Annotated in this window: 12 protein-coding genes; 4 read left to right on the top strand and 8 right to left on the bottom strand. The window is 74.2% G+C overall.

Annotation, left to right across the window (positions count from 1 at the left end; translation table 11 throughout):
* Positions 1-139: 139 nt before the first annotated feature.
* On the bottom strand, positions 140-1,240 hold the full coding sequence (locus ABZY44_RS26900; protein ID WP_356658105.1) for a DUF5925 domain-containing protein: 1,101 nt from the start codon (positions 1,238-1,240) through the stop codon (positions 140-142).
* Positions 1,241-1,446: 206 nt separating this feature from the next.
* Here ABZY44_RS26900 and ABZY44_RS26895 point away from each other — a divergent pair, with 206 nt between their 5' ends.
* The gene (locus tag ABZY44_RS26895; RefSeq protein WP_356658149.1) at positions 1,447-2,247 is read left to right on the top strand and encodes an SGNH/GDSL hydrolase family protein; all 801 of its coding nucleotides are present in this window, start codon (positions 1,447-1,449) and stop codon (positions 2,245-2,247) included.
* Positions 2,248-2,264: 17 nt separating this feature from the next.
* On the opposite strand, the gene ABZY44_RS26890 is transcribed toward ABZY44_RS26895, so the two are convergent.
* Positions 2,265-3,989 carry a serine/threonine-protein kinase gene (locus tag ABZY44_RS26890; protein WP_356658103.1) on the bottom strand — a complete coding sequence of 575 codons (1,725 nt, stop codon included), beginning with the start codon at positions 3,987-3,989 and terminating at the stop codon, positions 2,265-2,267.
* 365 nt (positions 3,990-4,354) lie between these two features.
* Between ABZY44_RS26890 and ABZY44_RS26885 the strand changes: the two genes are divergently transcribed.
* Positions 4,355-4,624 (top strand): hypothetical protein, encoded by a 270-nt coding sequence (locus ABZY44_RS26885; protein WP_112451750.1) that lies wholly within the window; start codon positions 4,355-4,357, stop codon positions 4,622-4,624.
* A gap of 68 nt (positions 4,625-4,692) precedes the next feature.
* On the opposite strand, the gene ABZY44_RS26880 is transcribed toward ABZY44_RS26885, so the two are convergent.
* From ABZY44_RS26880 to ABZY44_RS26870, 3 genes are all read right to left on the bottom strand, one after another.
* A complete protein-coding gene (locus ABZY44_RS26880) occupies positions 4,693-5,904 on the bottom strand; it encodes a CaiB/BaiF CoA-transferase family protein (protein WP_356658101.1) in 1,212 nt (403 codons plus the stop codon).
* Between the two features lie 131 nt (positions 5,905-6,035).
* The gene (locus ABZY44_RS26875; protein ID WP_356658099.1) at positions 6,036-6,824 is read right to left on the bottom strand and encodes an ABC transporter permease; all 789 of its coding nucleotides are present in this window, start codon (positions 6,822-6,824) and stop codon (positions 6,036-6,038) included.
* Entirely contained in the window at positions 6,821-7,843 is a 1,023-nt protein-coding gene (locus ABZY44_RS26870; RefSeq protein WP_356658097.1) for an ATP-binding cassette domain-containing protein, read from the bottom strand. Before ABZY44_RS26870 ends, ABZY44_RS26875 begins: the two co-directional genes overlap by 4 nt.
* A gap of 71 nt (positions 7,844-7,914) precedes the next feature.
* Here ABZY44_RS26870 and ABZY44_RS26865 point away from each other — a divergent pair, with 71 nt between their 5' ends.
* Complete coding sequence (locus ABZY44_RS26865) at positions 7,915-8,640, top strand: TetR/AcrR family transcriptional regulator C-terminal domain-containing protein (protein ID WP_356658095.1); 726 nt, start codon at positions 7,915-7,917, stop codon at positions 8,638-8,640.
* Positions 8,641-8,650: 10 nt separating this feature from the next.
* Here the strand turns inward: ABZY44_RS26865 and ABZY44_RS26860 are convergent, their stop codons facing one another.
* On the bottom strand, positions 8,651-9,784 hold the full coding sequence (locus ABZY44_RS26860; protein ID WP_356658147.1) for a type ISP restriction/modification enzyme: 1,134 nt from the start codon (positions 9,782-9,784) through the stop codon (positions 8,651-8,653).
* A 169-nt stretch (positions 9,785-9,953) separates the two neighbouring features.
* On the opposite strand from ABZY44_RS26860, the gene ABZY44_RS26855 reads away from it, so the two are divergent.
* Complete coding sequence (locus ABZY44_RS26855; RefSeq protein WP_356658093.1) at positions 9,954-10,115, top strand: hypothetical protein; 162 nt, start codon at positions 9,954-9,956, stop codon at positions 10,113-10,115.
* Between the two features lie 162 nt (positions 10,116-10,277).
* Here ABZY44_RS26855 and ABZY44_RS26850 read toward each other — a convergent pair whose 3' ends face one another.
* Both ABZY44_RS26850 and hmgA read right to left on the bottom strand, forming a co-directional pair.
* Positions 10,278-11,027: a GntR family transcriptional regulator gene (locus ABZY44_RS26850; protein WP_356658091.1), complete on the bottom strand. Its 750-nt coding sequence runs from the start codon at positions 11,025-11,027 to the stop codon at positions 10,278-10,280.
* A gap of 102 nt (positions 11,028-11,129) precedes the next feature.
* On the bottom strand, positions 11,130-12,473 hold the full coding sequence (gene hmgA / locus ABZY44_RS26845; protein ID WP_356658089.1) for a homogentisate 1,2-dioxygenase: 1,344 nt from the start codon (positions 12,471-12,473) through the stop codon (positions 11,130-11,132).
* Positions 12,474-12,917: the final 444 nt, after the last annotated feature.

The raw sequence follows: 12,917 nt of genomic DNA, 5'->3' as shown, positions 1-12,917 counted from the left end.
TTCTCCTGTTCGTGGGCCCCGCGGGGGTACACGGCCGGCGGGGGCGGGCCTCCGGCCGCGCCCCCATTGTCGTCGCCGTGCGCGCGCCCCGCCGCCCCGCCCGCCCCGCGCCCACCGGCACCACGGCGTGTCGGCGTGCCTACAGGTACAGCCCCGCCTCGGTGTCGTGGCCCTGCGGCGGCAGCAGGGCCGCGGGGCCGGTCGCGCCGCGGCGCAGGGCGTTGAGCTCCGCCAGGGTCGCGCCGTCGCGGGAGACGCCCTCGTCGGTGCCGAGCCAGTCCACCGCCTCGCGGTGCGTCAGCCGGCCGACCTCGATCCGGGCCAGGCAGCGGCCCGGCCGGACCACGGCCGGGTGGAGCCGCTCCAGGTCCTCGTTGGTCGTCACGCCGACCAGTACGTTGCGCCCCTGGCCGAGCAGCCCGTCCGTGAGGTTGAGCAGCCGCGACAGCGCCTGTCCGGCGGTGTGGCGGGCCTCGCCGCGGATCAGCTCGTCGCAGTCCTCCAGCAGCAGCAGCCGCCAGCGGCCCTTCGCCGTGCCCTCGTCCTCACCGATCGCGATGTCCATCAGGTACCCGACGTCGTTGAACAGCCGCTCCGGGTCCAGTACGCAGTCCACCTGGCACCAGTCCCGCCAGGACCGGGCGAGCGTCCGCAGCGCCGAGGTCTTGCCCGTGCCGGGCGGCCCGTGCAGCAGGAGCAGCCGGCCCGCGATGTCGTCCGGGGTGACCTTCATCAGCCGGTCCATCGCCCCGGCCACCGGAGCCGTGTAGTTGGGCCGCACCTGCGCCCAGGTCCCGGCCGCGATCTGCCGGGTCGTGCGGTACGGGCCGCGGCGCGGGGAGACGTACCAGAACCCCATGGTGACGTTCTCCGGCTGTGGTTCGGGCTCGTCCTGCACGCCTTCCGTGGCCTCTCCGAGCACCCCGGCGGCGAGTTCGTCGCTGATCGCCGTGACCGTGACGTCGGCGCCCCGGCTCCAGCGGGAGACGAGCATGGTCCAGCCCTCGCCCTCGGCGAGCGTCGCGCTGCGGTCGGTGTCGCGCGCCGAGCGCAGCACGGTGGCCTTGGGCGGCAGGAGGGTCGCGCCGGCCTTCACCCGCTCGATCGAGACGCTGTGCGAGTAGGGCTGCTCGCCTGACGCGAAGCGGCCGAGGAACAGCGCGTCGACGACGTCCGACGGGGAGTCGCTGTCGTCGACGTTGAGCCGGATCGGCAGTGCGTCCTGCGGGTTGGCTGGCATGGCGCCCATGATCCGGCACGAACTCCGCTCATGCACCCGTGTTTCGCCGGAACGAGTGGCGGAGTTCCCTCTTCAAACGCCGTGCGGGTGAAGATTCGGACCACATGTCCACTCCGAATATTCTTGACATGGACACTTCCAGCAGGGCTCCGCTCCTTGTATCACGGACTGAGAAGTAACCCCCACAAGGAGCCGCATACATGAGCATGAGAATGCCGCGCTTCGCAGCCCTCGCCTCCGCCCTGTTACTCGCCGCGGGCGCCGCCCTCCTCGGCGCGGGACAGGCCTCCGCCGCGGCCGACTTCGGGTACGTCGCCCTCGGCGACTCGTACTCGTCCGGAGTCGGCGCCGGCAACTACGACAGTTCCAGCGGGAACTGCAAGCGCACCACGCGCGCCTACCCAGCGCTCTGGGCCGCCGCCCACGCCCCGCAGACCTTCTCCTTCGCCGCCTGCTCCGGCGCCCGTACGGGTGACGTGATGAGCGGCCAGCTCGCCCCGCTGAACTCCGGCACCGACCTGGTCAGCATCACCATCGGCGGCAACGACGCCGGATTCTCGGACGTCATGACGACCTGTGTGCTCCAGTCCGAGTCCACCTGCGTCAGCCGCGTCAACCAGGCCAAGGGGTACGTGGACGCCACCCTCCCCGGCCAGCTCGACACGGTCTACGACGCCATCCACAGCCGGTCCCCGGGCGCCCACGTGGTCGTCCTCGGCTATCCCCGCTTCTACAAGCTGAACGGAAACTGCGTCGCCGGACTGACCGAGGGCGAACGCACGGCCATCAACGGAGCCTCCGACTACCTGAACGCCGCCATCGCCAAACGCGCCGCCGACCACGGCTTCACCTTCGCCTCGGTGGCGGGCACCTTCACGGGCCACGAGATCTGCTCCGGCAGCGAGTGGCTGCACAGCCTCAACTGGCTCAACATCGGCGAGTCGTACCACCCGACCGCCGCCGGACAGTCCGGCGGCTACCTGCCCGTGTTCACCAACGCGGCCTGAGGGGCCGCCGGGTCCGCTCAAGGGCTGACGGTCGCTCCCGGCTCCGGTGACGGGGAGCCGCTCGGTCCGGAGGCCGCAGGGGAGGGGGCCCCGCTCGTCGGGGTCTCCTCCGCGCACGTCACGGAGTACTCGAGCCAGGCCGAGGCCGCCTCCTCGGGGGTCCGGATCTCCAGCCGTACCGCGTCCTCGAAGGTCGCGTCCGGGTAGGACGTCAGCTCCGTGTGGTCCAGCCGCATGCTCCCCGGCCCGCCCGACGGGTACGTGACGGTCTGCCAGCCGGGACCGGAGGTCTCCCCGCTGCGCGTGGCCCAGCGGTACTCCAGCACGGCCGGGGTCCGGTCCACCGCGACGGTGGCGGTGAAGGCGGGCGCGTCGGCGGCGGGCGCCGGGCAGGTGCCGCGGTAGCCGTCACGGACGGCCTGGACCGCGGACAGGGTGAACTGGGCCGCGGGAACGGCCGACGGGGACGCGGCCGGGCTCTCGGCCGGGCTCTCGGACGGACTCGGGGAGGGGCTCGGTGAAGTCGGGGCGGCAGCGCTCGGGCTGGGAGCCGCGGAGGGCGTGGGGCCGGCCCCGCCGAAGCCCCCGGTGATGCGCAGGTCCTTCCACAGCAGCCAGCCCAGCAGGGCCACCACGACCGCCAGCAGTACGATCCCGCCGCTGAGGACCGCCCCCGCGCGCCCCGGCCGCCGCGGTCCGCCGACCGCGGCGAGGGGCGCCGGCGCGGGCGTCGCACCCGGCGGGGCGTGCCGGCCGCGGCTGCGCCGGGCCGTGGACGCGGGCGTGTCCGGACCCACCTCCTGCCCCGACGCGGCCCCCGCGGGAAGCGCCATGGTCGGCCCGGACGCGGTCCCGCCGAAGGCCCGTACGGTCCCGCCCGCACCGACGATCCGCAGCAGCCGGGCCGCCTCCGCCGCGGGCAGCCGCCGCTCTGGATCCTTGGCCAGCAGCCCCTCCAGTACGGGAGCCAGGGCCCCGGCCCGCAACGGTGGCGGGAAATCGTCGTCCACGACGGCCCGCAGGGTGGCCACCGGGGTGTTCCGGCGGAACGGCGAGGCCCCCTCGACGGCCGTGTACAGCATCACCCCGAGCGCCCACAGGTCCGTGGCGGGACTGGGATCGTTCCCCAACGCACGCTCCGGCGAGAGGAATTCGGGGGAGCCGACCACCTCGCCCGCCATGGTGATGGCGGTGGAGCCCTCCAGGCTCGCGATCCCGAAGTCGCCGAGCACCACGCGGCCGTCGTCGGCGATCAGCACGTTGCCCGGCTTCACGTCCCGGTGCAGCACCCCCGCCTCGTGCGCGGCGCGCAGGGCGGACAGCACCTGCTCGCCGATGTGCGCGGTCCGCTGCGGGCTGAGCGGCCCGTCGCCCTCGAGGACCTCCGCGAGCGAGAGCCCCCGTACGATCTCCATCACGATCCACGGCCGGCCGTCGTCGGTGGCCACGTCGTAGACGGTGACGACGCCCCGGTGCGAGACGCGGGCCGCGGCCCAGGCCTCGCGTTCCAGGCGCCGGTACATGCGGTCCACTTCGGAGGGGTCCATGCCGCCCGGCGCCCGGACCTCCTTGACGGCGACCTCACGGCCCAGCACCTCGTCGCGGGCCCGCCACACCGTTCCCATCCCGCCCTGCCCGAGCGGGCCCAGCAGGCGGTAGCGTCCGGCGACCCTCTTCGCCGGGACGTCGTCCGGGTGGACCCCCGGGGCGTTCCCGTCATCGTTCGACGCGGACTCGGTCACCGCAAGCCCCCTTCACGTGCGCCCCAGCGGAGTTACCGGACGATCACTCCAAGTTAGCGCAGTGGGCGCGGTGTGGCTCCCGTCACGTCGTGGGCGGCGGTGACGGTTCGGGGCGGCCCGCGCGGAAAGTCCGCGCCGGGCCGTGGGGGCTCGCGGGGAGCCGCAGGGGGCGGGGGGAGGCCTTCCCGGGGCCCGCGCCGGGTCGTCGGTTTGTGCGGAGAGTGACGATCGACTCCCCTGAGTAATCGTCAACTCCCGCTCGCCGCACGGGCAATTCACACCACCGGGATACCCGAGCGCGACGCGGGGGCGGTAGGGTTAACCTGCCCGGTGGGCCGGGTGCCCTCGTACGGGTGGGGAGAGACATGGAACAGATAGCAATGCGCAGCAGGCCGCCCCGCGTGCCTGCCATCACCTGCGGTAGCGGCGCGGCCAGTTCGCGCCTCGACCGCCACCTCGCCGTGCTGGGCGGTCCCGCCGTCCCGCACCGCGAGGCAGCCGAGGCGACGCTGCTCATGCGTGAGCTCACCTCGCGCGACCACACGCACCGCCTGCGGAGCCGGAGCGCGCGCGTCTCGCTCTTCGCGCCGCTGCGCCGCCTGCGTCGCACGCTCTTCGGCAGCCGCCGCTCGTAACCCTTCCGTTCCAGCAGCCACGCCGCTTCGCTCCCGGCCCGGCCGGCGGCACGATCGACCCTGCCCAGTCAGCGAACCACGCCGTCCCGGCGCAAAGCCGAGATCTGTTCGCCCGTCATCCCCAGGGCGTGCAGGAGGGCTTCGGTGTGTTCGCCGAGCGCGGGCACCGCACCCATGTGCGGTGCCGCGCCGCCGGGGAACCCGATCGGCGGCAGCAGGGCCCGCAGCGGTCCCACGGGCGAGTCCACCTCCCGCCAGCGGTCCCGGGCCGCCAGCTGGGGGTGCGCCGCCAGCTGGGCCACCGAGTTCAGCCGCGCGCAGGCGATGCCCGCCTCCTCCAGGCGGCCGATCGCCTCGGCCGCGCCGAGCCGGCCCAGTGCGTCGGCCACCACCGCGTCGGTCTTCTCCCGGTTCACGGTGCGCGCGGCGTTCGTCGCGAAACCCGGATCGTCGGCCAACTCGGGCCGTTCCAGGACCTGTTCCGCCAGCCGGCGCCATTCCCGGTCGTTCTGCACCGACAGCAGCACCTGGCCCCCGTCCGCCGTCGGGTAGGCGTCGTAGGGTGCGATCACGGCGTGCGCCAGGCCGGTGCGCACCGGCTGCTCCCCGCCGTGCATGGTGTGGTGCAGCGGATGCCCCATCCACTCGGCGAGCGCGTCCAGCATCGACACCTCCACCCTCCCCCCGCGCCCGGTGATCCCGCGCCGCAGCAGGGCCGCGAGCACGCCCGAGAAGGCGTACATGGCGGCCGCGATGTCCGCGGCCGGGATGCCCGCCTTGACGGACCGCTCGGGCGTGCCGGTCACCGCGACCAGGCCGGCCTCGCACTGGACGAGCATGTCGTAGGCGCGCTTGTGGGCGTACGGGCCTTCGGGTCCGTAGCCGGAGACGTCCACGGCGATCAGCCGCGGGTAGCGCGCGCACAGCGCGGCCGAGTCGAGCCCGAGCCGGGCGGCGGCGCCCTGCGCGAGGTTCTGGACGAAGACGTCGGCCCCTTCGAGCAGCCCGTGCAGGAGCTCACGGCCGCGCGGGTCCTTGAGGTCGAGCGCGATCGACTCCTTGCCCCGGTTGGCCCACACGAAATGGGAGGCGAGACCGTGCGCGGCGGTGTCGTAGCCGCGCGCGAAATCGCCGCCGTCGGGCCGCTCGACCTTGATGACCCGCGCGCCGAGGTCGGCGAGCTGGCGGGTGGCGAAGGGGGCCGAGACGGCCTGCTCCACGGCGACGACGGTGATCGCCTCGAGCGGGAGCGGCTCGGTGGCGTGCGTATCGGGTTGCATGCCCCTCTGCCTACCGGCACGGAGGCGATCTGTCACCCTCCGGGCCCGCCCGTCGCGGCCGGGCCCGCCCACCGCGGGCCGGCCCGGCTCCCGTTCCCCGTTCCCGCTCCCGCTCCCGTTCCCGCTTCCCTTCAGTCGCGGCCGCGTGCGTAGAGGCGGGTGGCCGCCGGTACGAAGAGGAGCAGCAGGGCCGAGGACCAGAGCAGCGCCCCGGCGACGGGGTGGGCGACCGGCCACGCGGCGCCCGCCGCCGCCTCGTCCCCCGCGATCCCGCACAGCGTGCGCACGGCGGTCGCGACGGCGCTGATCGGGTTCCATTCGGCGACCGTGCGCAGCCATCCGGGCAGGCCGGCCGTCGGCAGGTACGCGGCGGAGAGCATCGGCAGGACGAAGGTGGCGCTCCCGAGCTGGCCCGCCGCCTCCTCGCTCTTGCTCAGCAGCCCGAGGTACGTCCCCACCCACGCGGTGGCGAAGCGGAAGAGCAGCAGGACGCCGAGGGCTCCGAGCGCCCCCGCGGGGCCGTTCTCGACCCGCCAGCCCATCGCCAGCCCCACGAGCATCAGCGGAACCATCGAGGCGGCCGTGGTCAGCAGATCGGCGGCCGTCTGCCCCAGCGGAACCGCGGTCCGGCTCATCGGCAGGGTCCGGAAGCGGTCCGTCACCCCCCGGTGTGCGTCCTGCGAGGCCGTGAACATCCCCGTCATCAGGCCGTTCGCGGCGGTGGCGGCGAGCATTCCGGGGACGAGGAACTGCCGGTACTCCTGGCCCGGCATGGCGAGCGCGCTGCCGAAGACGTAGCCGAAGAACAGCAGCATGGTCACCGGCATGGTCTGGGTGAGGATCAGCAGCGCCGGGGCGTGCCGGGCCTTCTGCAACTGGCGGGTGAGGACGGCGCCGCCGTCGGACAGCAAGGTGCTCATGCCGCCTGCTCCTTGATCTCGACGGGGCTGCCGGGGTTGCGGGGATCGGGGCACCGCGGGGCCGGGGAGGCCGGGGCGGTCCGGGGGTCACCGGTGAGGCGCAGGAACACCTCGTCGAGGGTGGGCGGGCGCAGGCTCGCGTCGGTCACGGCGATGCCGGCCGCGTCGAGCGCGCGGACGATCCGCGGCAGCGTCAGGCCGGAGTCGAGCACGGTCACGCCGACGGTGAGGCGCTCCCGGTCCAGGGCGGGCAGCCCCCCTGTCAGCTGGTCGAGTACGCCGGCCGCGCCTCCCAGCGCGGCGGGCTCGTCGACGGTGACCTCGGCGTAGGAGCCGATCCGTGCCTTGAGTTCGGACGGGGTGCCGGTGGCGGCGGTCCGGCCGTGGTCCACGACCACGATGTCGTCGGCGAGCCGGTCGGCCTCCTCCAGGTACTGGGTGGTGAGCAGCACGCTCGTCCCCTCCCGCGCGAGGCCCCGTACGGCGGTCCAGATCTGCTCGCGGGCCGCCGGATCGAGACCGGTGGTGGGTTCGTCGAGGAACAGCACCCGGGGTCGGGTGACCAGCCCGGCGGCGAGGTCGAGGCGTCGGCGCATGCCGCCCGACCAGGTGCCCGCCACCCGGTCGGCGGCCTCGGTGAGGCCGAAGTGGTCCAGCAGCTCGTCGGCGCGGCCCCGGGCGGCCCGGCCGCGCAGTCCGGCGAGCCGGGCGAACAGCCGCAGGTTCTCGCGGCCGGTCAAGTCCCCGTCGACGGAGGCGTACTGACCGGTGACCCCGATGGCCCGACGGACGGCGGCCGGGTCGCGCACGACGTCGTGACCGGCGACGAGGGCGCGGCCCGCGGTGGGCGCGGTGAGGGTGGCGAGGATGCGGACCGCGGTGGTCTTGCCCGCGCCGTTGGGGCCGAGGAGGCCGCAGACCGTGCCCTCGGGGACGGTGAGATCGAGGCCGCGCAGGGCGTGCACCTCGCCGTAGTTCTTCTCGAGACCCTCACTAAGTACAGCGTACGTAGTTGTCATGTGGTGCACCCTACCCCACTACGTACGATGTACGTAACTACGATGGTGAGCGATGGACGAGGTGATGAGCGATGACACCCAGCGGCCGCTCCGCTGAACCCGAAGTGATCTGGGCCCGCCCGCAGCGGGCCGGCCGTGGCCCCCGGCCCGCGCACAGCCGCGACTCGATCGCCGCCGAGGCGGTGCGGATCGCCGACGCGGAGGGGATCGAAGCCGTCTCCATGCGGCGCGTGGCGGCCGGGGTCGGCGCCGGGACGATGTCCCTCTACAACTACGTGCCGCGCAAGGAGGACCTGTACGAGCTGATGGTCGACGCGGTCAGCGGGGAATACGCGCTGGCGCCCCCGACCGGCGACTGGCGGGCCGACCAGCTCGCCTTGGCCCGCCAGACCCGGGAGATCATGCACCGGCACCCGTGGCTGCCCCGGCTGCTGAGCCCGGCCCACGGATTCGGCCCGAACGCCCTGCGGTACCTGGAGCACAGCCTGGCCTGCCTGGCGCCGCTCCGGGCCACGGGCGGGGAGAAGCTGGAGCTGATCGCCGCCATCAACGGGACGGTCGCCGCGTTCGTCGCGGGCGAACTGGCCCTGGCCGAGCGGGCCCGCCAACTCCCCTGGAGCGAGGCCGCCGAGCAGAACGTACGGGCGGCCTGGCTCGGCTCCCGGCTGGCGACGGGCGAGTACCCGCTCCTGGCGGGCGTCCTCGCGGCCGCGCCGGGGGTCCCGGGCGAACTGCCCGACCCGGCCGCGGTGTTCGACCGGTCGGTGGTCCGGCTGCTGGGGGCCTGGGGGGACTAGTGCCGCGGGCTCACAGGAGCGCGAACTGCCCTCCCGGACCCTCCTCCTGGTGGTCCAGGACCGAAGCCGGGCGCCGGGCCCAGGAAGGCGGCGGCAGGACCCCGGCCGCGCGCAGCCCGGTGTCGTCCAGCGAAGGTCCGGGCTCGAACGCGGACCGCTGCGGCGCCAGGTCCGCCAGCAGTGCCAGGGTCGTCACCAGGGCCAGCAGTTCCGAGGTCCAGTCCTGCGGCCACTCGGCCGGGCCCAGCGCCTCCAGCCCGTCGGCCCGTGGATCCCGGTGGGCGAGCCGGGCGCCGAACCACGCCTCCAGGACCCGGACGCCCTGGACCTCGTACTCCCACGCCCCGGCGGGCACGGGGGAGACGGTCCCACCGCCGATGCTCAGGGTCTCGCTCGGCGGGTCGTACGCGAGCTCGCGCGGCCAGGCGGGCAGCGCCGAGCGGACGTAGGGCCGGCGCCCGCCGGGCAGCCGGGGCGGCTCGCCGCCGCGCGCCCCGCGCAGCTGGACGGCGAGCAGCCGGTGGCCCAGATCCAGCCCGGCCCGCCAGCGCTCGGGGTCGGCGGTCAGCGGGACCTCGTACCCCCGCGGACCCGGTCGCCCGGCGGCGAGGATCCAGCACAGCACGTCCTCGGGGGTGACCCAGGTGCCGTAGCGCTCGCCGAGCAGCGGCAGCAGGCCGGGCGCGAGATTGGGCTCGGCACCACCCGGGCGCCGGTGCAGGGGACGGATCCGGCCGAGCCGGCCGGCCGGGAGGCGCGCGGTGACCAGCAGCCCGGCCGTCTGCTGGGACTCCACGGTGAACAGCTGGTGCTCGTCCAGCACCCGCCACAGCTCCGGGCGGGCCCGGTCGATCAGCCGCTGGTCGGGCAGCAGCCACTGCTCGTCGAAGGGCTCGCGCAGCACCCGTACGGGGTCGGGACACGGTCCCGGCACGTCCGTGAAACGGGCGGTGGAGCCCGCACGCTGCCCCGGCAGCGCGGCGGCCCCGGCGTCGGGGGTACGGGCCCGGGTCGGGCGGAACAGCCGTTCCCGCTCGGCCCCGGCGGCGCCCGTCAGAGTGGCCCAGCGGGCGCGCAGGATCCCCGGGTCGGGGGCCGCTACCCAGGCCCGGCCCAGGCGCAGGGAGCCCACGGCCCAAGGCATCAGATCGTCCAGCAGCGGATTCCGTGGAGGTGCGTCAGCGCTCACCCGGCAGATGGTAGCGACGACGTCCGGTGGCCGGGCCGCGTCCAGGCCGGAGCGTTAGGCTCCTTGTGTAGGGATCTGCGCCGACCCGGGGACCGTTCGGACCCGGGAGACCAAGGAGGCGGTCATGAGCCAGTACGACGAGTACTCGACGCCGTCGCAGGCCGAGGGGGAGCGGCTCGACGAGGACATGGACGAGGGGCAGAAGAAGCAGCGCCACGCCCAGACGTCGCGGACCACGCCGTCCCAGGCGGAGGGCGAGCGCGGCAAGGACGACGAGGAGAAGTAGCGGACGGGCTGGAGACAGCCGCCCGGAGGCGGTCGCCCGCACGCAGCCGCCCGCAAGCGCTCACCCGGATGCGCTCACCGGAAGCAATCGCTCGAAGGAGCGGAACGGCTCGGCCGCGCCGGCCGCCGGCGTCGCGCACCGTGCGGGTACGGGACGCCCGTGTCAGGAGGCGTCGACCGTCACCGTGAAGGAGAAGTGGTCGCCGCGGTACCGGATCCGAGCGACGTCCACCACCCGGCCGCCCTTGTCGTACGTCACGCCCGTGTAGTGCAGGATCGGGCTCAGCAGCGGTACTTGGAGCAGTTCGGCCGTGACCGGATCGGCCAGGCGCGCCTCGACGGTGTCGGTGATGCGGCTGATCTCGACCTTCGCGACGTCACGCAGCACCTTCGTCATGGGCCAGCGCACCAGATCGGCCAGGTCGATGAACTCCGCCAGCTCCGGACGGACCGCGTTCTCCGCCCAGTTGGTCGGCTCGCCGCTCTCGCTGTCATGGCGCAGCCTGCGGTACGTGACCACCTCCGGCGTGTCCGGGAAGTGCGCCAGCAGCTCCCCGGCGACCGGCGTCCGCGCGTGGCCGAGAATCGTCGTACGGTCGCCCGACTGCTGCGCCACGATCGCGTCGACCGACCCCAGCAGCCGGACCGGCGCCCCGCGCATCGCCGCCGGTTCGATGAAGGTCCCGCGTCGCCGGTGGCGGCTGATGAGGCCCTCGGTCTCCAGCTCCTTGAGTGCCTGCCGCATGGTGAGCACGCTGACCCCGTAGTGCTCGGCGAGCTGCTCCTCGGTGGGCAGCCGCAGCGAGGCGTCCGCGGTGCGCCCGAGTATCGAGGCGCGCAACGACTGGGATACCTGGTACCAGAGGGGCAGCTTCCGGTTCAGTACCAGCGAGTCGGGGGCGAAGGCGGTCACGGGTGATTCTCCGTACGACGGGGTGGGCGTGGGAGCACTGCCGCGCCGTGACGCGGGAGCGTGGTGACGCGCTCGGCCGGGGGCGCGGCAGTGCTCGTGATTTTAGGCGCGGAAGTGCCGCTGGAGCCCCTGCCAGACGTCGTCGTATCCGCGCTGGAGGTGGTCCGCACCGGCGGCCTGGGCGGTGGCCGTGATGGGCCAGCGGGTCTCGAACATGAAGGCCAGGCCGTCGTCGATCTTCTGCGGCTTCAGCTCGGCGGCGCTCGCCCGGTCGAAGGTCTCCCGGTCGGGTCCGTGCGCGGACATCATGTTGTGCAGCGAGCCGCCGCCGGGGACGAAGCCCTCGGCCTTGGCGTCGTAGGCGCCCTCGATCAGGCCCATGTACTCGCTCATCACGTTCCGGTGGAAGTACGGCGGGCGGAAGGTGTCCTCGCCGACCAGCCAGCGCGGGGCGAAGACCACGAAGTCCACGCCCGCCAGGCCCGGCGTGTCGGAGGGCGACGTCAGCACGGTGAAGATCGACGGGTCGGGGTGGTCGTAGCTGATGGAGCCGAGGACGTTGAAACTGCGCAGGTCGTAGACGTACGGGACGTGCGTGCCGTGCCAGGCGACCACGTCGAGCGGGGAGTGGTCGTACGTCGCGGTCCAGAGGTTGCCGCAGAACTTGTTGACCACCTCGGTTCGACGCTCCTCGTCCTCGTACGCCGCCACGGGCGCCCGGAAGTCCCGCGCGGAGGCGAGGCCGTTGGCGCCGATCGGCCCCAGGTCGGGCAGCTCGAAGGGGCGGCCGTAGTTCTCGCAGACGTAGCCGCGCGCGTCGGCGTCGAGGAGCTCCACGCGGAAGCGGACCCCGCGGGGAATGAGAGCCATCTCGCCGGGGCGGGCGCTGAGCAGGCCGAACTCGGTGCGCAGCAGCAGGCCGCCGCGCTCGGGGACGATCAGCAGCTCGCCGTCGGAGTCGCTGAACACCCGGTCGGTCATCGGGGCGTTGGCGGCGTAGAGGTGGATGGCCATGCCGCTGCGCTGGGTGGCGTCGCCGTTGCCGCCGAGCGTCCAGAGACCGGCCAGGAAATCGGTGCCGGGGGCCGGGTCGGGCAGCGGGTTCCAGCGGAGCCGGTTGGGGTCCGCCGGGGCCTCGGTGAAGGGCGCGGTGCGCAGCGCGCCGTTGTCGGTCCGGGTGAAGGGCGGGTGCGCGGCGGAGGGGCGGATCCGGTACAGCCAGGACCGCCGGTTCAGGGCGCGCGGCTCGGTGAACGCGCTGCCGCTGAGCTGTTCGGCGTAGAGGCCGAGGGGAGAGCGCTGGGGCGAGTTCCGGCCGATCGGGAGCGCGCCGGGGACGGCCTCCGAGCTGTGCTCGTTGCCGAACCCGGTGAGGTAGGCCAGCGCCTGCGCCGTCTTACGGGCCTGTTCGCCGCCGCCACCGTTGATGCTGCCGCCGCCACTCATTGCACGCTCCCGGTCTGCCGAAGGAATCCTATGGCTGACAGTAGGATTCTGCGGGCGGTGCGTCAACGGGAGAATCCGGTCGGGGGTTGGCCGGGGGCGGCTGAGGGACGGGTGGGGGTCGGCCGGGATCGGGCCGGGGTCGATCGGGGGTCGGCCGGGGCCGCGCGCGGGTCGATCGGGGCCGGGCCGGGGCCGATCGGGGGTCGGCCGGGGGTTGGCCGGGATCGGCTGGTGACCCGGAGGCCGGGGCCCGGCGGGGACCGGTCAGGGGTCGGCCGTGACGGGCCGGGAGCGGCCGGGGGACCTGGGGGGCCTGGGGGGGCCTGGGGGTCTTCGGGGATCGGTCGGATCCCGTCGGGGTCCGAACCGAGGATGGTCGGTGGTGAGCCGGCGGGGCGCGGCCCGCTGTTCACGGGCCGCGCGCCGGTCGCCCACGGCGGGCCG

Origin of the sequence: Streptomyces sp. NPDC006544, from assembly GCF_040611715.1 — a bacterium.
In the GTDB taxonomy this organism is placed as follows: Bacteria; Actinomycetota; Actinomycetes; order Streptomycetales; family Streptomycetaceae; genus Streptomyces.
This window is presented reverse-complemented; position numbering and strand designations above follow the sequence as displayed.